Here is a 21940-nt window from a genome sequence, read left to right on the forward strand (position 1 = left end):
GAGTTCCCGATGTCAAACCCGAGCCGGCAGCACCGCGTGACGACCGTCCGCAGCACCCAGACGGTCACCGTGGAGATCGACGGCACCGTGGTGGCCAAGTCCGAGCGCCCGCTGGTGCTGTTCGAGACCGGCCTGCCGCCGCGCTACTACCTGCCCCCGGAGGACGTGGAGTTGGCCCTCTTCGAGGCCACCGACACCCACACCACCTGCCCCTTCAAGGGCGAGGCCTCCTACTGGTCGTACGTCGGCGCGGACGGCACCACCGAGGCCCGCACCGACGTCGTCTGGGGCTACCCGGACCCGCTGGACGCCGTCGCCGAGATCGCCGGCCATCTGAGCTTCTACGACGACGTCGCCACGATCCACGTCGAGGGCGAGCTCCCGGCCGAGCCCCCGGCCGCCTGACCGACCGCGGGCGGGTCGCGCCGGGGCTCCCGGCGCGGCCCGACACCCGGTCCCGCGCCCGGCCCCGCACCCACCCCCTGACGCAAACCAACAGGTCAAGGACGGTTCAAGCCCCGGCAAACCCCACCACCCCACTCGGACAAAGCGAAGCCGGGTCACAGAACTTGACGGATGGTCGATAATTTGACACCGCGCCCATCGCCACCCCTTGAAGATCCGTTCGTGCACCCGTAAGCTCTCCACTCGGTCGACACCGAGGGGGGAGTCGTCGACGCGCATCGGGGGGCCGAGGCCGGTGCCGAGCAGGCTTCTTCGGGTGCCGGACCGCCCGCCGGGGGCTGCCCGCACCGGAATTCACCAGTGGGTGGAATCCACCCGCCCGGCCCCTTTCTCCACCCTCCTCCCGGAATTGCCCTGCCGGTCAACCAGCCAACCGCACGGAGGGGAAAGCATGGCGGACGAGAAGGTGCTCGCTGCCCAGAAATGGGTCAACGCCACGTACGCGAACACACCGGGATACACCCGCTGTCCGGAGGACGGCCGTACCGGCTGGTCCACGATGTTCTCGCTGACCATGGGGCTCCAGGCCGAGTTGGGCATCAGTCCCGTGGTCGCGAGCTTCGGCGACGGCACCCTGGCCAAACTCACCGCCCGGGGTGACATCGGCTCGAACGAGCCGAACGTGAACATTCGGAAGATCATCCAGCACGCCCTCTTCTGCAAGGGCTACTGGGGCGGCGACGGAAACGGCACGTACGACGCGCTCATGGGGCAGTCGGTGGCCAAGCTCAAGATCAACGCGGGGCTCGACGGCACCAACGCCATGGTGCAGCCCAAGGTCTTCAAGGCGCTGCTGACGATGGACGCCTACGTCGTCCTGGCGGGCGGCTCGGAGAAGGTGCGGGACATCCAGCGCTGGCTGAACGGCCGCTACTTCAACCGCTCCACCTTCTTCGTCGGACCGTGCGACGGCCTCTACTCGCGCGACGTCCAGAAGTCCCTGATGAAGGCCATCCAGTACGAACTCGGGATCCCCGACAGCCAGGTGACCGGGAACCTCGGGCCGGCCACCCAGTCCGGCCTGCGGAGCCACACGGTGAAGCAGGGCGACTCGGGCATCTTCGTCCAACTGTTCTCCGCCGCCTGCGTGTTCAACGAACCGGTGATATCCACGTCGGGGTCCTCCTTCGTCACCTCGTTCAAGGACTCCTTCGACGACAAGCTGACGACCTTCGTCAGGGCCTTCCAGGAGTTCTCGGTCCTGAACTCCACCGGGGTCGGCGACTACGCGACCTGGACGCAGCTCCTCGTCTCGACCGGGGACCCGGACCGCCCGGTCCAGGCCTGCGACACCCGCTTCACGATCACCGCTTCCCGGGCCAAGTCGCTCTACGCGTCGGGCTACCGCTACGTGGGGCGCTACCTCTTCGACCCGCCGGGCAGCACCCTGGACAAGGCGATCAAGCCCGGCGAGCTCCAGGACATCTTCCAGGCGGGCCTGCGGGTCTTCCCCATCTACCAGGACAACGCGCGCAAGCTGGGCGACTTCGGCTACTCGCAGGGCTACCAGCACGGGCGCGCCGCCCACGAGTACGCCGCGGGCTACGGCTTCAACCGGGGCACGGTCATCTACTTCGCGGTGGACTACGACGCCACCGGCGAGGAGATCACCTCCAACATCATCCCGTACTTCAACGGGGTCTACGCCGGCCTCGCGAGCATGGGCAAGCGCTACGTCCACGGCGTGTACGGATCGCGCAACGTCTGCACCCAGGTCACCAAGGCGACGTACGCCCGGTACTCGTTCGTCTCCGGCATGTCCTGGGGGTTCTCGGGCAACCTGGGCTTCCCGCTGCCGCAGAACTGGGCGTTCAACCAGATCAAGGAGTTCAAGTACTCCGCCGGCACGGACACCTTCGACCTGGACAACGACGCCTACCGGCAGGAGTCGGACCCGGCGCAGAACAGCGTCAACCAGGGCGGCGACCCCGCGGGCGACTTCATCACCTACATCCAGCAGCTGTACGGCCTCGCCGTCCAGTACGGCAAGGGCGACCCCAACCGCCTCGTCATGGAGTACGTCCGGCACCGCTCCTACGGCGACGTCACCTGGTGGGCCCTCATCGGCGACCCGGACCAGGACTTCATCAAGTACGCCAACGACCGCGGGATGACGGTCCGGGGAAGCTTCAAGGACCCCTTCAGCGGGCAGGACATCGGCGCCGAGCACATGCTGGCCACCGCCAACGCCCACTACCTGAAGCCGCAGCAGGCCTCCGACATCAAGACGACCGGTGCGGGCGACGTCGGCGGCTGGGGCGGGGACATCATCACGTTCTACGGCGAGTGGCGCCGGGACTCGGAGACGACCTCCTCGGGCTACACCTACTGCATGAACCGGCTCGCCAAGATCGGCGTCTCCTCCACGTTCAGCTACACCGACCTGATCGAGGACGCGGACGGCTACCTCATCGCCGAACGCTGCCGGAGCACCGACATCGTGACGGCGGTGCGGGACCACTACACCGGCACCGGCGGCCTCACCCGCTTCACGGACTACTACCAGCGGCGCTTCGGCGGTTCCGTCGACACCGCCCTCGACATCGCCTGGAACATGCTGACGATGCAGTCGGACCCGGTCATCGCCGCCGGACGGCAGTTCCTCATCGACCGGATCGCCGGGGTGTTCACCCTGATGCCCAGCAACCTCCCGGACTTCAAGCTCAACGAGTTCTGCAAGGGCTTCGCCGAGACGCTCCGGGCCACCGCGGCACTCGAAGGCAAGCAGCAGTCCGCCCTCCGCGCGGCCCAGAGGATGAACCTGGCGGCTCGGTGACGCGCCCGGCCACCCCGAAGCGCTGGCTGCTCGGCGGGATCCTCTGCGTGCTGGCGGCGGGGGCCCTCTTCGTCCGGGGCGCCCTGTCCGGCTTCGCCCGGGCCGGAAAGCTCTGCGCGATCGAGGCCGGCCGGGGCCCGAGCGACCTCCCGGACGAGGTCCGGCAGAGGCTGATCCCGCTCTCCCACACGTGCCAGTGGCGCGACGGCACCTCCGTCGACCTCGTCCCGGGGTGGCTGAACCCCGCGCTCGCGGCCTGCCTGCTGGCGGCGGTCGTGTGCGCCCTCATGCTCGTTCGCTCCATCCGCAACCCGATCCGCAACCCGCACGAGGAGTCCGCATGATCGACCGGAGCGTTTCCACACCTCCGCCCTCACCGTCGCGGCCGAGCCGCCGCCAGCTGCTGACCACCGGTCTCGGCATCGCCGGCGGCACGGCGATCTGGGCCACCGGGCTGTCGGGCACCGCCTCGGCGGCCCCCGCGGCCGAGCCCGCCGCCGCGCCGCGGTCGGCGGCCGGAACGACGGGCAACGGCTGGCCGGTGATCGACCAGGCCGCGACCCAGCACCTTGAGGGCGCCTACGGCGTCGAGTTCGCCGTCCGGGACGGTGACGCCGCCACCCTGCTGACCCACCTGGCCCGCCGGTACCACTACGAGATCCGCACGCTCGCCGCCGGCGACGTCACCGGCCACACCGCCGAACTCACGACCGCCGCGCCCTACGAGAGCAACTACCGCTCGGGTACGGCGATCGCGATCCTCCCCCGGCTCTACCCGGCCGGCGCCTCGGGCGGGTTCTTCTCGAACGAGCTGACCGTGATCCGGGACATCCTCGCCGACCTGGAGGGCACCGTGAAGTGGGGCGGCGACGAGGCGCTGCCCAAGGAGTCGCACTTCCAGATCGACCTGCCGCCGAACGACCCCCGGGTCCGGAAGGTCGCCGCGAAGATCCGGCAGTGGAACGACAGCCCCGGCAAGGGTGCCGGCGCCTCCGATCCGCTGGCCCCCGGCCGGCTCCAGGCGGCCCGGGCCCTGACCCCGCAGGGCCGTTGACGGATGCGCGCACCCACCACCGGTGACATCGGTCCGGCCTAGAACGAGTCATGGCGCCCGGGCAGTGCCCGGGCGCCACACGGGGTTCAGGCGCCGTCGGGCTGCGGGGCGGCCGGGCCGACGAGCCCCTCGGCAGGCTCCTCCTTGCGAATATATTTGCATACGCGCTATATAAGCTCTGGCCGATATTTGGGGCCAGGGCTTATCCTTGTCCCTGACGCATCCGACCCCGAAGCACCCCGACCCCGTCGCACCTGGAAGGAGACCCGGGCTCATGACCGCCACTGACCCCGCGCTGACCGCCCTCGCCAACGGGTGGGCCGCCCTCTACCTCCTGTACGGCAGGATCGAGACGCACATCGAGCGGGCCCTGCAGTCCAAGCACGACCTGAGCGTGCGGGAGTACTCGCTGCTCGACGTGCTCAGCCGCCAGCACGACGACGAGGGCGGGCACCTCCAGATGAAGCAGGTCGCCGACGCGGTCGTCCTCAGCCAGAGCGCCACCACCCGCCTGGTCACCCGGCTGGAGGACCGCGGCCTGCTCTCCCGCTACCTGTGCCCCACCGACCGCCGGGGCATCTACACCAACGTCTCCGAGGAGGGCCTGAAGCTCCTGGAGGAGGCCCGGCCGACCAACGACGCCGCCCTGCGGGAGGCCCTCGACGAGGCCGCCAGGAACCCCGAGCTGGCCCCCCTGGTCAAGGCGGTGGAAGAGGTCAACCTCCCGCTGGCGCTCCCCCGGGTCTGATCACTCCCTCACCACCCGCGATCACCACCGATCACCACCGATCGCACCCGGCGGTTCAGCCGGCGCTCGCGAGCAGCCCCTCAAAGAGCGCCCACGGCCGCCGGGCACCCTCCCGGTCCTGCCCGCCTCGGGCCTGGTAGTCGGCGAGCCACCGGCGCACCTCCCCGCCCGAGGCCTCCCACGACCTGCCGAGGCCGACGGCGTCCTCCAGCGCGTGGTGCAGGCCCTGCGCCTCCGGCGGACGGGCCGGCTCGGCGGTGCCGCCCACCAGCGCGACCCGGCCACGCACCCGGACCGGGCCGGCCGTCCGGTCGGGCAGTGTCCGCGCCCGCCAGTGCCGGCCCGTCGTCAGGATGTCGCGAGCGGCGCACCCGAGGTCCGGGAGGGCCGCGAGCACCTGCTCCAGGTCCACCCGGGCGTCGTCGAGGTCCGCGCCGCCGTGGTGGTGGCGGGTGGCGGAGAGGCCCAGGTACCCGGCGCCGGGCAGCGGGTAGTGCGACACGTGCCAGCCCGCGCCGACCCACCAGGTGGCCGCGCCGTCCTGCCACCGGGCATCCACCAGCTCCATCGGGACGACGGTGCGGTAGACCGCGAGCCGATCCCCAGGGGCGCCACCGGACCAGCCCGCGTCATCGCGGACGACTGCGCGGGCGCCGCCCGCGAGGATCAGGGCGTCCCCGGTGACGCCGCGCCCGTCGGCGAGTTCGGCCACCACCGATCCGCCGTGCCCCGTGTAGCCGACCACCCGGCTGTCCGGACACAGCCGGACGGCGTCCAGCTCCCAGCAGGCCTCCAGCAGCGGCTCGTACACGTCCAGCCGGTGCGCCGTCGCGTGCACCGCGCGGGCCTCCCCGGGCCGGACGGGCAGCGGCACCGTGATGACCGGCTCCCCGGTGGAGCCGTCCATGACGCGGCACTCCTCGATCGTCAGCGACCGCTCGCGCACGGCGTCGCCGACCCCGAGCCGGTCCAGGAGCCGGAAGGAGTGCGGCGCCAGCCTGACCCCGGCACCGCTGCCGGTGAAGACCGGCCGCTCCTCCAGGACGAGGACGTGATGTCCCTTCCGACCCAGCGCGACCGCCGTGGCCAGACCACTGACACCACCGCCGGCAACCAGAATCCGCATGCCCCGATGATGGTCGGCCGGGGGCGGCGCGGGCGATGCGGCCCAGGCCCCTGTGTCAGAACTTCCGGGCGACCTGACACAAACCGAGGAAGGATGTTTGAGCACCGCGATGTCCGGTTCACGGCATGGGCGGCGAGCACCCCCGGCGAGCACCCCCGGCGAGCACCCCCGGCGAACGCCTACAGCGGACGGCCCATCTGCTCCATGGAGGCCATGCAGTGCGTCCACGGGCGGACGCGGGCCCGCGCGGCCGCGACCACCTGGGCGACGTGCGCGGCCGCCGCGAGGGTCATGTGCCGGTGCCAGCCGTCGGAGCTGCGCCCCTCGTAGTCGAGCGTCCCCACGTGGGACGCGGAGCCGGCGAAGTCCTGCTCGACGCGCCGGGTGAGCTGGCCGAGTCGCAGCAGGACCCCCAGGGGCGTCGCCGTCAGATTGGTCAGCCAGCACTGGACCGGCTGCTCCTGCCCGCCGTTCCACTGCCCCACCAGCAGCAACGGGTGGTTCGCCCACTCCACCCGCACGCCCGCGACCAGGCTCCGGCGGAGGGCGCCCGTCGCCGGGTCCGTCCACTCCGCCGGCCGCCCGAGCATCCGGTTGAGCCGCAACAGCCGGGCGGCGGGCAGCGGACGGCCGGCCCGCCCCTGCCCCGCACCCCGTTCCAGCACCGGCAGGTCGGCGGGCACGGCGGACAGCAGCGGCGCGCCCGCCCGCACGTACCGGTCGAAGACGGGACGCAGGTAGGCCGCCGGGACGTCCAGGACGACCGGGCGGGGCCCGATCGCGCTCGGGTCGCACACCGCCGTCGCCGACGCGACGTACTCGGCGGCCTCCTCGCCGGAGCCCAGCAGGTTCCACTTCACGGGCACGGCGACGTCCCTGGCCACCCCCCACACACCGATCGCCTGCCGGCTCCGCCTGGGGATCGGCTGCGCGTGCACCACCCAGGCGGCGAAGCGCAGTTCGTTGTCGGCGTGGCGCTGGAGGGCCTGGCTGACCGGCCCCCAGTCCCAGGTGGAGGAGGCGATGAAGTGGTGCAGGCTCTGCGCGAGTTCGGGGCCGCCGACCTGCGCGGCGATGTTCCGGATCGACTTGCGGCCCTGCGCCGCGATCAGCCCGCGCAGGTACAGGGCGCCCTTGGCCCGCTGGTCGCTGCGGGGCAGCGGGGCGAACAGCACCTCGGACAGCTCGTCCAGGACGCTGCCGCCCATCGGGCCGGCCGGAGCACGGCGGGGGTCGGGGCTTCTCCTCGCGGGGGCGGTTCCCATACCAGCGACAACGGGAGCCCGGGGGCGCCTATTCCGCTTCGGCCGAAATCGCCGGACTGACCGTCAAAGTACCGTTGTCGTAGGTGAGTTGAAAACGCCGGAGAGTACGTCCGGCTCGACTACGGGGCCTCCCCGGCGGGTTCGGCCGGCCCCGCGACTCCCGCGTCGAGCGCCGCGGGCTCCGGCGAGTCGCGGCGCGCGCGGGCCCACATCAGCAGCGAGAGGAGCAGGGCGGCCGCGGTGGCGAGGGCCGCGGTCAGGGTGACGGCCCGGACGTCGAAGCCGAGGCCGATGGTCTCCCCGCCGAGCCACGCGCCCAGCCCGTTGCCCAGGTTGAACGCGGACACGTTGGCCGACAGCGCGAGGGCCGGCGCGGCGGCGGCCACCGCGAGGATGCGCGCCTGGAGCGCCGGAATGATCGAGAAGCCGGCGGCGCCGAACAGGAAGAGCGCGGCGACGGCGGGGGCCTGGTGCGGCGCGGCGAGCCAGAACAACAGGAGCGAGGCCAGCAGGGCGCTCTGGGCGCGCAGCACTCCGCGCATGACGTCGCGGTCCGCGGCCCTGCCGCCCAGGATGTTGCCCAGCACGGAGCCGATGCCGAAGACGATGAGCAGGACGCCCACCAGGGCGGGCGCGAAGCCGCCGACGTCGCGGAGCAGCGGCGCCAGGTAGGTCGAGGTGGTGAAGACCGCACCCTGGGCCAGCACCGTGATCAGCATGGAGAGTTGGAGGCCCCCCTGGCGGAACACCTTCAGCTGTTCGCGCAGCGGGGCGCCCTCCTCGACGGCCCCTTCGCGCCCGGTGGTCAGGCCGCCCGGAACGAAGCGGTGGATGAGCAGGGTGCACAGCACCGCGAAGGCCGTGATGTAGACGAAGGTGGAGCGCCAGCCGAAGTGCTGCCCGATGAGCGTGCCGATCGGGGAGCCGAGCACGTTGGCGAAGTTGAAGCCCAGCGCGATCTTGGCCATCGCAGTCGCCTGCCTGTCCGGCGGGGACATCAGCGCGGCGACGTGCCAGGCCACGGCGGCGAAGGTGCCGTGGCTGAGCGAGGTGAAGATCCGCGCGCCCATCAGCGTCCCGTAGTCGGGAGCCAGCACGGCGACGACGTTGCCGAGGACGAAGACGCCCATGAGGCCGAGCAGCAGCCCCTTGCGGGACCACTTGGCGGTCAGCAGGGTGATGACCGGGCCGCCGATGGTCACCCCCAGCGCGTAGCCGGTGACCAGCAGCCCGGCCGTCGGGATGGACACGTCCAGGTCGGTCGACATCTCGGGCAGGATCCCCGCGATGACGACCTCGGCGGTGCCCACGCAGAAGACCCCGAGCATCAGGGCCAGGAGAGGGAGTGGCATGGCAGGCCAAGCCTTTCGGAGGAAGCCAGGCGCATTGAAGATGCATTCGATTGCATATAGATGATGGACGAACACCGCGGGGTGGTCAACCGCCGCAAGAAGCTACCCTGGGCAGCGGTGACGGACGGGCAGGCGGAACGTCTCGAAGGACTCAGTGAGGGGCCGCGTCGATGGAGACATGGGGACCGGGCAGCGGTCGGGACGAGATCGCCGTCTGGCGGCAGCTCACCCGGCTGACGGAGCAGGTCAACGCGACCGCGGGCCGGCGGCTGGCCCGCAGCCACGGGGTCTCCCTGAACGAGCTGCTGCTCCTGCTCTCCCTGACCGGGCGGCGGGACGGCACGCTGCGGATGTCGGACCTGGTCAAGACGCTGGGCGCCAACCAACCGGCCGTCAGCCGAATGGTCGCCCGCCTTGAGGACGCCGAGTGGGTGACGCGCCGCAGCGCCCTGGACGACAAGCGGGGCGTGGACGTGCAGGTCACCGCGGCCGGCCGACAGTTGGCCGGGGCCGCGGAGCCGACCCTGCGCAAGGCCCTGGCCGAGGCGCTCGACGCGGCCGCGCTGGACGACTCCACCGCCTCACTGGTCGCCCGGCTGCGGTACGCGCCGGCCGTACCGATGGACTGAGCACCCGCACCGCCCCCACCGGCGGCGCACCCTCAGCTCCTCATGTAGATGAATTTGAATGCATCAAATACACCCTCAGCCGCATCACGGTGCATGCATGGCCCATGCCAGCCCCGGGCTCCCGCGCCACCCGATCGCCGATAACTATCGAACCTGCTACGGTCGTAGTCATGACGAAAGAATTCGGCGCTCAGTCCGCCGCGACCGAGCTCCGGATGAGCCTGAGCACCAGAGTGGTCGTCTGGGTCTTCTGCGGCGCGGCCGGCGCCGGTCTCGGCTTCGCCGTCCCGTGGCTCCTCCAGTTCGCCGCCAGGCACCCGATCCCGTACGCGGACACCGTGAAGTTCCTGGGCTCGTTCGACTCCCCGGCCATGGTGATCGGCCGGCCGGCCCTGCTCGCCGCCGTCGGCCTCGCGATCGGACTGTTCATCACCTACCACAGCGCCACGCTGCGCATCTCGGACGCGTCCATCACGATCACCGAGGGCGACGACACCCGGGTGATCGCCCGGGAGCAGGTCGGCGGCGTCTTCCGGCACGGCGGCAAGGTGCGGATCGAGTCGCCGGTCGGGCGCGTCCTCTTCGACGACGACGTCGAGGGCGGCAGGGCCGCCGTCTCCGCGGCCTTCCGCCGCCACGGCTACCCGTGGGAAGGCGCCTGAGCCGGCGGCCGGCACCACCCCCGCTCCCGTGTGGCACAGTGACCGGACGGCCCCCACCGGGGTCCGCCGCCGAGAACCGAGGTCTCCCGTGTCCGAGTACAGAGCCGCACCGCGGACGGTCGTCGAAGCCTGCTTCGACCCCCAGGGCACCGCCTCGCTCGACTACGTCTACGACGTCGCCGCGGCGGCCGGGCTGTCGGACCAGCCGGTCCGGCTGGCGATCCGCCGGCTGGCGGCGGCGGGCGTCCTGCGACAGGAGGGGCGGGGCCGGAAGGGCCGCCTCGTGCTGACCGACGCGGGCCGGCTCCGCGCCGACCAGGACGTCCGCCACGTCGAGCTCGCCTACGCGCAGGACGCCGGGCTCGCCGCCTGGGACGGACTCTGGCGGCTGTACACCTTCTCCGTCCCCGAGCAGCACCGGCCGGAACGCGACGCCCTGCGGACCGCGCTGACCCGACTCGGCGGCGCCCCGCTCGCACCCGGCGCGTACGTCAGCCCGCACGACCTCCTGGAGGAGCTCGCCGCCGAGACCTCGGAGGCGACCGTCGGCTCCTACCTGATCACGGCGGAGGCCACCCGCCTGATCGGCCCGGGGTTCACCGGCCCCGCCGCCATCGCGGAGCGCCTCTGGCCGGCGGCCGGGACCGTCGAGGCGTACCAGCCGCTCGCCGCGGCGCTCGACGAGGACTCCCGCCACGGCGAGCGCGGTTCCGTCGAGCTCGTGGTGGCCGCGCTACGGCTGGCCGAGGCGTTCGACCACGCCCTGGAACGGGATCCGCTCCTCCCCCTCGAACTGCGTCCCGCCCCCTGGCCGCCGACGCGGATCAGGCGGGACTTCCAGGAGGCCTGGACCGCGATCCGCGACCGGGCGCCGGACCTCTCGCTCTTTCGCGCCTTCGACACGCCCGGCCCCACGGAGCTGAACGGCTAAGACGCGCCCCGCAGCAGGGCGTCGATCCGTACGGCCACGGACAGCAGCTCCCGGTCGGCCGCCCGGCGTGTCCCCGGGCCGGAACCACCCGGGGCTCGGCCCACCCGCGGCGCAGCGGCCCCGGCGAAGCCGTACGGAACCCGTGGAGGCATCACCCGTACGGCCGTCTCCCCAGTCGGGGCGAGGCCCACCCACGGGTCGCGGCGGCCCGGGAGCACTCACCTCATTGGCCCGGTGGACATGCGCCGCCCCCGCCGGACCTCCCATGGTGGAGCGGGGGCGGCTCGTGTCCGAGGAGAGCCTCTCGGGTCCGGAGGGGGCCGGGGCAACCCGAACAGGCCCGACGACATCCGAAGAACCCGAGGAAGCGGAGACCTGATGAGGCTTGTCGTTGATCTCAACCGGTGCCAGGGGTACGCGCAGTGCGCCTTCCTGGCACCGGACGCGTTCACCATGCACGGTGACGAGGCGCTGATGTTCGATTCGCAGCCCGACGACCGGCAGTGGGAGGCCGTGCTGCGCGCGGCCGAGGCCTGCCCGGTCAAGGCCATCACCGTGGAGGGCCCGGGCGGCGTGCCGGCCGGGGAGAGGTCGGGTGCTTCCGGTGTCGCTTGACGGGTCCCTGGAGAGGCTCAGGCGTGAGGGCCGCATCGTCATCGTGGGCGCCTCCCTGGCCGGCCTGCGGGCCGCCGAGACGCTCCGCGAGGAGGGCTTCACCGGCACCCTGACGATGGTCGGCGACGAGCCCCACGAGCCGTACGACCGGCCGCCGCTGTCCAAGCAGGTCCTGCTCGACAGGGTGCCCGCCGACCACACGAAACTGCCCCGGCGCCGGCCCGTGGACGCCGAGTGGCGGCTCGGGGTGGCGGCCACCGGGCTGGACCTGGCGGCCAGGCGGGTGCGCCTGGCGGACGGCAGCGAGCTGGACTACGACCGGCTGCTGATCACCACCGGCGTCCGCGCCCGCCCCTGGCCGCAGGAGCTGGAAGCCGAACTGGACGGCGTCTTCGTGCTGCGCACCAGCGACGACGCGGCGCAGCTGCACCGCCGCCTGAGCGCCGGGCCCCGCCGGGTGCTGGTCATCGGGGCCGGGTTCGCCGGCTCCGAGATCGCCTCCGCCTGCCGCGAGCGGGGGCTGGACGTCACCGTCGCGGAGCGCGGGGCGGCGCCGCTGGTCGGTGCGCTCGGCGGGGTCGTCGGCGAGGTGGCCGCCGCCATGCAGCGGGAGGCCGGTGTGGACCTGCGCTGCGGCATCACCGTGACCGGCCTGGAGGGCGACGCCGCCGGGCGCCTGCGGTGCGCGCACCTGTCGGACGGCAGCAAGGTCGAGGTCGAGGTGGCGGTGGTCTGCCTGGGCGCGACCCGCAACACCGAGTGGCTCGCCGACTCCGGTCTCGGGGCCGGCCCGCGCGGGATCGCCTGTGACGCCGGGTGCCGGGCCTTCGACGTGCGGGGCATCGTCACCGACGACGTCTTCGTCGCCGGGGACGTCGCCCGCTCCCCGCACCCGCTCTTCGGCTACCAGTTCCTCTCCCTGGAGCACTGGGGCAACGCGGTCGCGGGCGCCGAGGTCGCCGCCCACAACATGATCAGCGCCAGTGCGGACCGCCGCCCGCACATCTGGACGCCGTCCTTCTGGTCGGCCCAGTTCGGGGTCAACATCAAGTCCGTCGGGGTGCCGCCGATGGGCGACGAGATCATCGTCACCCAGGGCTCCCTCTCCGAGCGCCGCTTCACCGCGGCCTACGGCCACCACGGCCGCGTCATCGCCGCCGTCACCTTCGACCAGGCGAAGTGGCTGGGCTTCTACCAGCACCTGATCGAGCGGGCCGCGCCGTTCCCGCCGGACTTCCCCACCGTCGACCGCCGGCCCGAGGGGAGGCACCCGGTACCGGCCGGGTTCCCCGACCCCTCGCTGCCCAGCCACGGCCCCACCGTCACGCTCAGCGGCCACTCGCCCAGCGACCGGCGCATCTCCTTCACCCCGCTCCGCGCCTGACCCGGAAGGACCCACACCATGACGTCGGTCGCGCTCCTGCGCCAGATCACCGACTACGCCAACCGCCACGACCCGTACCCGCTGTACGCCGAGCTCCGCAGGACCCCGGTGGTCCAGGACGAGACGGGGCCCTACCTGGTCAGCACGTACTGGGAGATCCACCACCTGCTCCACGACCCGCGGCTCAGCTCCGACCTGCGCAACCTGAACCCCGAGGTGGCCAGGTCCATCGGCCACGAGGAGGACCCGAACCTGCCGCCGGCCTTCATCAGGCTCGACCCGCCCGAGCACGACCGGCTGCGCCGGCTGGCGAACCGGCCCTTCGGACCGCCGCACTCCCCGCGCCGGGTGTACGAGATGCGCGGCGAGCTCGACGAGATCGTGGCCGGCCTGATCGACGGTTTCCGGGACCGGGGGCAGATCGACCTCGTCGACGACTTCTCCTACCCCTTCCCCGTCACGGTGATCTGCCGGCTGCTCGGGATCCCCCGTGAGGACGAGACCCGCTTCCACGCCTGGGCCGACACCATCGCCGCCAGCGTCGACCCCGTCCACGGCACGGACGAGGAGCGCGAGGCCCGGCTGCAGGGCGTCCGGCAGGCCCGGACCGACCTCGCCGCCTTCCTCTCCGACCTGATCGAGGAGCGCCGCCGCTCGCCCCGCGACGACATGCTCTCCGCGATGGCCACCAGCCACGGACCGGACGCCGAGATGTCGCTGGTGGAGATGGTCACCACCTCGATCCTGCTGCTGATCGCCGGCCACGAGACCACGGTCAACCTCATCACCAACGGGATGCTCACACTGCTGCGCAACCCGGACGTCCTGAAGCGGCTCCGGGACGACCACGACCTGGTCGTCCCGCTGGTGGAGGAGCTGCTGCGCTTCGAACCGCCGGTGCAACTGCTGCCCCAGAAGACCACGTTGACCGACATCGACATCGCGGGGACCACCATCCCCAAGGGTGCCCAGGTCTGGCTGGTGCTCGCCGCCGGCAACCGGGACCCGCAGCGCTTCCCGAACCCGGACCGGTTCATCCCCGACCGGGCCGACAACCAGCACCTGGGATTCAGCAGCGGCGTGCACAACTGCTTCGGCTCGCCCCTCGCCCGGCTGGAGGCGCAGATCGCCCTGACCGAGCTGGTCCGCCGGATCGACAACCCCCGGCTGGTCGAGGATCCGCCGCCGTACCGCCAGAACGCGGTCCTGCGCGGGCCGCGGCACCTGGGCATCGCCTTCGACGGGCTCAGGCAGTAGCCCCCGGCCCGTTCCCCTTCCCGGACGTGCCCCGGCCCGCCGCTCGTCCGCGGCGGGCCGGGGCACGTCCGGCAGCGGTCAGTCGTCCTGGTACCACGCACCGGCCTCGTCGAGCGCCCGGTCGAGGGTGGTGGCCGCCATGATCAGCGACAGGTGGGTGAACGCCTGTGGGAAATTGCCCAGTTGCTCGCCGCTGGGGCCGATCTCCTCGGCGAAGAGGCCGACGTGGTTGGCGTAGGTCTGCATCTTCTCGAAGGCGTAGCGCGCCGGGCGCAGCCGGCCGGCGCGGGCCAGGGCGTCCACGTAGAGGAAGGTGCAGAGGCTGAAGGTGCCCTCCGAGCCGCGCAGGCCGTCCGGCGAGGCCACCGGGTCGTAGCGGTAGACGAGGCTGTCGGACACCAGGGTGCAGTCGATCGCGTCGAGCGTCGACAGCCAGCTCTCGGTCCGGGGGGCCAGGAAGCCGAGCCTGGGGATCAGCAGCAGCGAAGCGTCGAGCACGTCGCTCCCGTAGGACTGGGCCAGGGCCCGCTCCCCGGCGTTCCAGGCGCGCTCCATCACCTGCTCCAGGATGGTGTCGCGGGCCGCCGTCCAGCGGGCGGTGTCGGCGGGGCGGCTGAAGTCGGCCGCCAGCCGCAGGCCGCGGTCGAAGGCCGTCCAGCACATCACCCGGCTGAAGGTGAAGTCGTCGCGCCCGCCGCGGGTCTCCCAGACGCCCTCGTCCGGGCGGTCCCAGGAGTCGGCGAGCCAGTCCAGTGTCCGGGCCAGGTTCTTCCAGCCGTGGTAGCCGGCCCGCATGCCGATCTCGCGGCCCTCGGCCAGGGCGTAGAGCGCCTCGCCGTAGATGTCCAGCTGCAGCTGGTCGGCGGCGGCGTTCCCGGCCCGCACGGGGTACGAGCCGCGGTAGCCCTCCAGGTGCGGGAGGACCTCCTCGGTCAGCTCGGGGTCGCCGTCGACCCGGTACATGATCTGCAGCGGTTCACCGGGGATCTCCTCCCGGCCCCGCAGCCGGTCGCCCAGCCGTTCTCCCAGCCAGCGGGTGAACTGCGCCGCCTCCTCGGTGAACCCGAGGTCGAGCAGCGCCCGTACCGACAGCGAGCCGTCCCGCACCCAGGTGTAGCGGTAGTCCCAGTTCCGTTCGCCGCCTATCTGTTCCGGCAGCCCCATGGTGGCCGCGGCCACCGGGGCGCCGGTGGGGGCGTAGGTGAGCAGCTTGAGCGTGATGGCGGAACGGTTCACGATGCCCGGCCACCGGCCCCGGTACCGGGAGCCGTGCACCCAGCGTTGCCAGAACTCCACCGTCCGCCACAGCATTTCGACGACGCCGTCCGGGGTCGGGGGCTCCGGCGGCTCCCCGTCCGGCCCGCAGACGGTGAACACGGCGGCCGCCACCTCCCCCGCGTTCAGGACGAACTCGCTCCGGACGTCCCGCAGGCCGTCGCCGCCGGTGCCCGTGGCCTCCGCCCGCAGCGGGAAGGTGCTCCGCAGGTACGCGGTGACACCCGGGGCCCGGAACACGGCCGCGCCGTCCCGCAGTTCCAGCTCGTGGCCGGCCCGGCCGTAGTCGAACCGCGGCCGGCACTCCAGCACGAAGCGCACCGTCCCGCGCACGGCCCTGACCCCGCGCACCAGCACGTGCCGGTCGGTGGGCGTCCCCGTCCGGTCCGGCGGCATGAAGTCGAAGATCTCGCCGACCCCGTCGGGTGACATGAACCGGGTGACCAGGACGGCGGTGTCCGGGTAGTACAGCTGCCGACAGGTGGCACCCCGGTCCTCGGGCGCCAACAGGAAGTAGCCGCCGCGGTCGTGGTCCAGCAGTGCGGCGAACACGCTGGGCGAGTCGAACCTGGGCGCCGCGAACCAGTCGACCACCCCCTGGGCCGAGACCATCGCGGCGGTCTGCAGGTCGCCCACCAGACCATGGTCGGCGATGGGCGGGTACCGATCCATGACCATCACGCCTCTCCGACAGCCGCCCGCCCCCTGCCTCCACTCTCCGCCCCACCCGCCACCGGCGCGAGAGGGAGCCGCGCCCGGCCGCTCGACGGCGCCGCCGGAATTCGCCAACTATCGTACGAACAGCCCTAGTTACCTCACCCCGCGCACCCCCTTCGCCCGGCGGCACGACCGGCTCCCCCTCCTCAACCGCCCCGCGGAGAAGCTCCTCCACGGCCGACGTTCGGGGTAGACTGCGAAGCAAGTGTCAGGGTCGGCACTCCCGCCGGGGTGCTGCCGCCGTCGCGGTGCCCCACGAGCCCGACCCGAACGACTCGGAACGATTTCCCAACCGCGCCACACTCCCGCCAGGGAAGTCGCACCATGCGGATCCCTACGAGGGGAAGTTTCCAGCCACGGCTTCGAGTGTCTGGTGTCGCAGGTGGGAATGACGGTTGAATGAGGTACGGCCTGCGGGTCGGACGACCGCCGCGAGGGCGGTGAAGGCCGACCGGCCCGGCAGGCGACGGGGAAACGACGGGGGGCAATACGACGTGAGCACTCACTGGAAACGCCTGGCGCCCGGAAATCCGACGACCGCCCCCACGGGCATCCCGACCGCCTTCGACGAGGCCGGACCCGGGTGTGCCGCGGAGCGGAGCGGCGGCGGCTCGCGCAGGATGCGGATGCGACCGACCCACGGAGCGGAACGGGTGTAACTCCCGCTCGGGCCAGGGCATTTCGTTCGCCGTTCACCCCACACCGCGAGCCGGTCGCGGGGCGCGGCCTTGTCCTGACTCCTTCGTGTTCGGCTGCGCGGCCGCCGCCGGTGGCCGCGCCGCACACCTCGGTCGCGACGGTCGGGCCCCTTGCGCCAGCAGCCCTTGAGACGCCCCGCAGGCGGGGCTTCCCGGCACAGCCCACTGCTGAGGACGCGGCTTCGCCCGTATTCCGGAACGACGTCTTCCATGACATCGCAGTGATCCACTTGGAGGTTTCGTGACCACCATCCGCCTTGGCTGCAGCCGCGCGGGAACGCTGTTCTACGAGCCGGACGGGCTGCTGCTGCGCAGTTGCCTGATCCCGCTCGGCAACAGCCACGACAGCCACCTGCTCACGTTCCAGCTCGGCTACCTGGGGCCCGGCGAGATCACCGTGCACGTGGCGCTGGACGAGGACTCGGCGACTCGCAGCAGTCCGAGCTTCACCACCGCGCTGCTGCGCGGCATCGACGCCGACGAGGAGGAGGAGATCGGCGCCCGCCACTCCAGACCCCCCGGCGTCTGGCTGACCTACGCGGTACTGCCGGACAGCCGGGTGAACTGCCGGTACACCGTGTGGGGGCAGCCGAGCGCGGTCGGCGACGACCTGCGGGGGGAACTGACCACCGAGGTGTCGGGAACGCTGCCGATGCTGACCGCCACCACCACGGCCGGCATCACCCGGCGACCGCTGCCCGACACGATCCGGTCCCTGCCCGTGATGGACTGGGACCAGGCCAACGGCAGTGGAGCCGGCACCGGTTGCACGGGCCGGCTCCCCGCCGTACTGGCCGGGTGTCACCAGCGGGCGGTGCGCCCCATCCGGAACATCTGAACGTAGCCGCCGCGCCAGTAGCCGAGCGGGAACCGGCTCTCCTCGACATCGCCACCGATCAGCCGGCCGAGCACGATCACGTGGTCCCCGGCGTCGACGAGCCGGTGGACCTCGCACTCGGCGTGGGCGAGGGTGCGCTCCAGCACCGGCATCCCGGTCGCCTTGCCAGGGTGCCAGTCGACCTGGTGGAACTTGTCCTGCCCCGGGCCCGCGAAGAGCTGGGAGACCTCGCGGGCCTGCGCGTCCAGGAAGTTGACCGCGAAGTGGCCGCCCGCGCGGATGGCGTCCAGCGTGCTGCTCGGCGTCCGGACGCAGGACAGCAGCAACGGCGGATCCGCGGAGACGCTGCAGACCGCCGAGCAGGTCAGTCCGTACGGCTCGCCATCCGCGGTGAGCGTCGTCACGACGCTGACGCCGCTCGCGAAGGACCCCATGATCTCGCGGAACGACTCGTAGGGCAGCCCTGGCACCGGGAGGGCCACCGGCTGCTGAACTCCCTTCTCCACGCTGTCGGTTGTGCTCTCCATCTGATCGGTCATCACAGTCCGCCTCGCTCGATCGCGGCCAGCAGCGCCGGCCTGTCGACTTTTCCGTTCGGGGTGAGGGGTAGGGCGTCGGTGAGGTGCAGCGCGTCCGGGATCATGTAGGTCGGCATCCGCTCGGCGCTGTACGCCTTGAGGTCGAGCAGTCGGGGCCGGCCGCCTTCCGCCGGGACGACGACGGCGTGCAGTTCGGCCTCCAGACCGGACCCGACCACCAGCACGGCCACGGCGGAGACCCCGGCGTGGGTGGCCAGCACGTTCTCGATCTCACCCAGTTCGACGCGTTGGCCGCGGACCTTCACCAGGTGGTCGATCCGGCCCACGTACTCCAGTTCGCCGTCGGCCCCCAGCCGGCCGAAGTCGCCCGTGCGGTACGGCCCGTGGTGTGCGGGGCCGCCCCAGTAGCCGAGCATCGTGGTGGGTCCGCTCACCACGATCTCCCCCTCGCCGGGCGGGTCGAGGGTGACGGTGTCACCGCTGGCGGCCGTGCCGATGGGCAGCGGCCCGGTCCGGGCCAGGTCGGCGTCGGTGACCTCGTAGGACGTGCAGACGTTGGTCTCGGTCGGGCCGTACCAGTTCAGCAGCCGCACCGTCGGCCAGTGCTTGCGCAGCGCCTGGACCCGGGCCAGGGCGAACGGCTCGCCGGCGAACACGCAGGCGCGCAGGTCGGGCGGCTGCGGACGGTCCAGCAGCCCTCCGTCACGCATCATCAGGACCAGCGCCGAGGGCACCGAGTACCAGACGGTGATGCGCGCGGCGACCAGGAACTCGGCCAGTTGCAGGGGCGTGTAGGCCAGCTCCGGCGGAACCAGCCGGACGGAGGCGCCGGCCAGGAACGCGCCGTACAGGTCGAAGACGGACAGGTCGAAGTTGAAGGGGGCGTGGTTCGACAGCCGGTCCTGCGGCCCCAGCTCCAGCAGCTCCGCGGCCCAGCGGACGAAGGCCAGGGCGTTGGCGTGGCTGATGGCGACGCCCTTGGGGGTGCCGGTGGAGCCCGAGGTGTAGAGGATGTAGGCCGGTTCGTCCGGCGACGCGGGGTACGGCGGCTGCCCGGCCCCTGCTCCGGCTTCGGCCTCGGCCTCGGCGAGCAGCTCCTCCAGGGTGACCAGCGGCGCGCCCGCCGACCGCGGTCCGCCCGCGACCTGCGGAAGGTACGCGGTCACGGACCCGTCCATGGCGATGAGCGCCGCCGCGCAGTCGCGGGCGATCGTGGCGACCCGGACGGCGGGATTGGTCGCGGCGACGGGTACGTAGATGGCTCCGGCGCGCAGCGCGCCCTGCATCAGGGCCACCGCGGCGGTGCTCTTGCCTCCCCAGATGAGCACCCGGTCGCCCGGCCGCACCCCGCGGGACCGCAGTGCGGCGGCGTACCGGTCGGCCTGGGCGTCGAGTTGTCCGTAGCTGAGCGCGTCCTCGCCGCTCACGACGGCGAGGGCGTCAGGGTCGCGGCGGGCGGCGTCGATGACGAGCTCGTGCAGGATCACAGTCCCAGCTCCTTCGCGATGAGCAGCCGCTGGATGTCGGAGGTGCCCGAGAAGATCGTGCCGGGCACGGTGTCGCGCAGGAACGCCTCGATGCCGTGCTCGCGCTGGTAGCCACGGCCGCCGAACACCTGGATCGCGTCCAGGGCGCTGGCCACCGCGCCCTCGGAGACGGCCAGTTTGGACAGCGCCACGCTCAGCACCGAGTCCGCGCCCTGGTCCATCTGCCAGCAGGCCCGGTGCAACAGCAGCCGGGCGCCGTCCAGGCGCAGTTTCATCTCGACGATGCGGTTGGCGACGGACTGGAACCCGCCGATGCCGCGCCCGAACTGACGGCGCGTCCTGGCGTGGTCGACGCAGCGCTCGATCAGCCGCTCCATCAGGCCGAGGTAGCCGGCGAACAGACAGGCCCGCTCCCAGCCCATGGAGTGCTGGAAGACCGCGCCGCCGGTGCCCTCGGCGCTCAACACCTGTTCGGCGGGCACCAGGCAGTTCTCGAAGGTGACCGTGCCCGCGGGGCAGGCCAGCAGGCCGAGCTTCTCGAAGGGCTCGCCGACGATCACACCGGGAGTGCCACGCTCGACCACGAATCCGGTGACGCCCAGGTGCCCGGCGGCCGGATCGGTGGTGGCGTAGGTGACGTACACGTCGGCGGCCGGCCCGTTGCTGACGAAGCTCTTCTCGCCGTTCAACAGGTAGCCGCCGGCCACCCGTTCCGCGGTGACGGCCAGCCGGGAGACGTCCGAGCCGGCCCCGGCCTCGGTCATGGCGTTGCCCGCGACCAGCTCACCCGAGCACAGGCCCGGCAGCAGCCGCTCCCTGACCTCGTCGGTGCCGAACTCCGCGATGGGCACCGCGCAGGCGAACAGATGGGCGCTCGCGGCGAAGACCAGGCCGGTGTCGGGGCAGCCCCGGCCGAACGCCTCGACCAGGCCGGCCGTCTCCAGCGCGCCGAGGCCCCGGCCGCCGTACCGGGTGGGCACGCAGAGGCCCAGCAGCCCCAGGTCGCCCAGAGTGCGCCAGTCCTTGCCGGTGAAGAATCCGGTCGGGCCCGGACCGGCGGATTCGCCGCCGAAGGCCGCTCGAACCGCCTCCAGCACGCTGTTCTGCGCGGTCCGCTGTTCAGGGCTCCACTCGAAGTCCACGCTTCCTCCTGTCCCGCGGACCCGGTCCGGTCCAGTCCGGTCCGGTCCGCCTTGGTTGTCGGCCGTACGGTCGTACGGCCAGGGGGCTGCGCCTGGCGAGTCGCATCCGGGCGGGGCCCGGGCGTTCACGCCGGGGCCGCCGACAGGTGTCATCGAGGCGGTCGGTGATGCACCATGTAGAGTTGGCGGGGCAGACGTGCGGCGGCGTCGTCGGATCCGGTGGACGCCCTTGCACGTTCCGGGCGATTGACCGTCATCAGTCGACGACGAGCGGCACCGAAGCGGAGTTCGTTCGTTCGCGCCCGAGTGGGCATAAGGCGGTCAACATGCAGACGGGTAAGGCTGCGGAACACAACGCCGAAGCGCAGACGGCGGCGGCGTCCAGCCGTCAGTGGCTCATCGAGGTGACCCAGCGGGAGATCGCCGAGCGCGGTTGCACCGGCGTGAGCATGCGCAGCATCGCCGCCCGCGCCCAGGTCGATCCCAGCCTCGTCAGACATTACTTCGGGTCGAAGCAGCAACTGCTGTCGCAGGCGATGAACGTCTCGCTGGACATCGACGAACTGGTGGCCGAGGCACTGCGCGGCACGCCGGCCGGAGTGGGCCGGCGCACCGTGAAGCTGCTGCTGGACCTGTGCGACTCCCCCGCCACCGCGGCCAGGACGCTGGTCGGCTTCGCCGCGCCGCTCAGCGCCGCCGAGCCCGCCGGCCCCACCGAGCCCGGCGAGCCCGGCGGCGGACACCTGCTCCCGCTCTTCCGCCGGATCAGCGAGCAGGTCAGCCCCGACCAGCACGAGTTGCGCGCCTCGCTGGTCTCCGCGCAGATGCTGGCCCTGGTCCTCGGCCGCTACCTGATCCACGACCCGGCACTGACCGGCAGCAGCCGGCAGGACCTGGCGCGGATCGTCGGCCGCACCGTCCAGGACTGCCTGACCGGGCCGCTGCCGTCCACCGAGTCCGGAGAGACCGCCGCCTAGGGC

At 72.2% G+C, this 21940-nt stretch carries 20 protein-coding genes; 13 read left to right on the forward strand and 7 right to left on the reverse strand.

Annotated elements, in window-relative coordinates; all coding sequences use genetic code 11:
- Positions 1-9 precede the first annotated feature (9 nt).
- The 5 genes from RZ50_RS27365 to RZ50_RS27385 all read left to right on the forward strand — a co-directional run bounded on the left by RZ50_RS27365 (position 10) and on the right by RZ50_RS27385 (position 5043).
- The gene (locus tag RZ50_RS27365) at positions 10-405 is read left to right on the forward strand and encodes a DUF427 domain-containing protein (RefSeq protein ID WP_217680898.1); all 396 of its coding nucleotides are present in this window, start codon (positions 10-12) and stop codon (positions 403-405) included.
- Between the two features lie 451 nt (positions 406-856).
- A complete protein-coding gene (locus RZ50_RS27370) occupies positions 857-3241 on the forward strand; it encodes a glycoside hydrolase domain-containing protein (protein ID WP_217680900.1) in 2385 nt (794 codons plus the stop codon).
- A complete protein-coding gene (locus RZ50_RS27375) occupies positions 3238-3585 on the forward strand; it encodes a hypothetical protein (protein ID WP_217680902.1) in 348 nt (115 codons plus the stop codon). Before RZ50_RS27370 ends, RZ50_RS27375 begins: the two co-directional genes overlap by 4 nt.
- Positions 3582-4295, forward strand: coding sequence for a hypothetical protein (locus tag RZ50_RS27380; RefSeq protein WP_254803072.1), 714 nt, complete (start codon positions 3582-3584; stop codon positions 4293-4295). The genes RZ50_RS27375 and RZ50_RS27380 overlap by 4 nt, the downstream gene beginning before the upstream one ends.
- A 274-nt stretch (positions 4296-4569) precedes the next feature.
- The gene (locus RZ50_RS27385; protein ID WP_217680904.1) at positions 4570-5043 is read left to right on the forward strand and encodes a MarR family winged helix-turn-helix transcriptional regulator; all 474 of its coding nucleotides are present in this window, start codon (positions 4570-4572) and stop codon (positions 5041-5043) included.
- Between the two features lie 55 nt (positions 5044-5098).
- On the opposite strand, the gene RZ50_RS27390 is transcribed toward RZ50_RS27385, so the two are convergent.
- From RZ50_RS27390 to RZ50_RS27400, 3 genes are all read right to left on the reverse strand, one after another.
- Positions 5099-6169, reverse strand: a complete 1071-nt coding sequence (locus tag RZ50_RS27390) for an FAD-dependent monooxygenase (protein WP_217680906.1) — start codon at positions 6167-6169, stop codon at positions 5099-5101.
- Between the two features lie 179 nt (positions 6170-6348).
- On the reverse strand, positions 6349-7377 hold the full coding sequence (locus RZ50_RS27395; protein ID WP_217680908.1) for a transposase: 1029 nt from the start codon (positions 7375-7377) through the stop codon (positions 6349-6351).
- 176 nt (positions 7378-7553) lie between these two features.
- The gene (locus RZ50_RS27400) at positions 7554-8786 is read right to left on the reverse strand and encodes an MFS transporter (RefSeq protein ID WP_217680910.1); all 1233 of its coding nucleotides are present in this window, start codon (positions 8784-8786) and stop codon (positions 7554-7556) included.
- Positions 8787-8956: 170 nt separating this feature from the next.
- Here RZ50_RS27400 and RZ50_RS27405 point away from each other — a divergent pair, with 170 nt between their 5' ends.
- The 6 genes from RZ50_RS27405 (at position 8957) to RZ50_RS27430 (ending at position 14264) form a co-directional block, all read left to right on the forward strand.
- Positions 8957-9415: a MarR family winged helix-turn-helix transcriptional regulator gene (locus RZ50_RS27405; protein WP_217680911.1), complete on the forward strand. Its 459-nt coding sequence runs from the start codon at positions 8957-8959 to the stop codon at positions 9413-9415.
- A 170-nt stretch (positions 9416-9585) separates the two neighbouring features.
- Positions 9586-10077: a hypothetical protein gene (locus RZ50_RS27410; RefSeq protein ID WP_217680912.1), complete on the forward strand. Its 492-nt coding sequence runs from the start codon at positions 9586-9588 to the stop codon at positions 10075-10077.
- A gap of 88 nt (positions 10078-10165) precedes the next feature.
- Positions 10166-11008, forward strand: a complete 843-nt coding sequence (locus tag RZ50_RS30255; protein WP_217680913.1) for a PaaX family transcriptional regulator C-terminal domain-containing protein — start codon at positions 10166-10168, stop codon at positions 11006-11008.
- A 378-nt stretch (positions 11009-11386) separates the two neighbouring features.
- Positions 11387-11623 (forward strand): ferredoxin, encoded by a 237-nt coding sequence (locus tag RZ50_RS27420; RefSeq protein WP_217680914.1) that lies wholly within the window; start codon positions 11387-11389, stop codon positions 11621-11623.
- Positions 11613-13007, forward strand: a complete 1395-nt coding sequence (locus RZ50_RS27425) for an FAD-dependent oxidoreductase (protein WP_217680915.1) — start codon at positions 11613-11615, stop codon at positions 13005-13007. The genes RZ50_RS27420 and RZ50_RS27425 overlap by 11 nt, the downstream gene beginning before the upstream one ends.
- Before the next feature lie 18 nt (positions 13008-13025).
- The gene (locus RZ50_RS27430; protein ID WP_217680916.1) at positions 13026-14264 is read left to right on the forward strand and encodes a cytochrome P450; all 1239 of its coding nucleotides are present in this window, start codon (positions 13026-13028) and stop codon (positions 14262-14264) included.
- 78 nt (positions 14265-14342) lie between these two features.
- On the opposite strand, the gene RZ50_RS27435 is transcribed toward RZ50_RS27430, so the two are convergent.
- Complete coding sequence (locus tag RZ50_RS27435; protein ID WP_374199990.1) at positions 14343-16328, reverse strand: glycoside hydrolase family 15 protein; 1986 nt, start codon at positions 16326-16328, stop codon at positions 14343-14345.
- Positions 16329-17195: 867 nt separating this feature from the next.
- On the opposite strand from RZ50_RS27435, the gene RZ50_RS27440 reads away from it, so the two are divergent.
- Positions 17196-17792: a hypothetical protein gene (locus tag RZ50_RS27440; protein WP_217680920.1), complete on the forward strand. Its 597-nt coding sequence runs from the start codon at positions 17196-17198 to the stop codon at positions 17790-17792.
- Here the strand turns inward: RZ50_RS27440 and RZ50_RS27445 are convergent.
- The 3 genes from RZ50_RS27445 to RZ50_RS27455 are packed head-to-tail and all read right to left on the reverse strand — an operon-like array spanning position 17756 to position 20960.
- Positions 17756-18319 (reverse strand): flavin reductase family protein, encoded by a 564-nt coding sequence (locus tag RZ50_RS27445; protein ID WP_217680922.1) that lies wholly within the window; start codon positions 18317-18319, stop codon positions 17756-17758. The genes RZ50_RS27440 and RZ50_RS27445 overlap by 37 nt on opposite strands.
- Before the next feature lie 11 nt (positions 18320-18330).
- The gene (locus tag RZ50_RS27450; RefSeq protein WP_217680924.1) at positions 18331-19818 is read right to left on the reverse strand and encodes an AMP-binding protein; all 1488 of its coding nucleotides are present in this window, start codon (positions 19816-19818) and stop codon (positions 18331-18333) included.
- On the reverse strand, positions 19815-20960 hold the full coding sequence (locus RZ50_RS27455) for an acyl-CoA dehydrogenase family protein (RefSeq protein ID WP_217680926.1): 1146 nt from the start codon (positions 20958-20960) through the stop codon (positions 19815-19817). Before RZ50_RS27455 ends, RZ50_RS27450 begins: the two co-directional genes overlap by 4 nt.
- Before the next feature lie 326 nt (positions 20961-21286).
- On the opposite strand from RZ50_RS27455, the gene RZ50_RS27460 reads away from it, so the two are divergent.
- Positions 21287-21937: a TetR family transcriptional regulator gene (locus RZ50_RS27460; RefSeq protein ID WP_217680928.1), complete on the forward strand. Its 651-nt coding sequence runs from the start codon at positions 21287-21289 to the stop codon at positions 21935-21937.
- Positions 21938-21940: the final 3 nt, after the last annotated feature.

This window comes from Kitasatospora sp. SUK 42, from assembly GCF_015776785.2.
In the GTDB taxonomy this organism is placed as follows: domain Bacteria; phylum Actinomycetota; class Actinomycetes; order Streptomycetales; family Streptomycetaceae; genus Kitasatospora.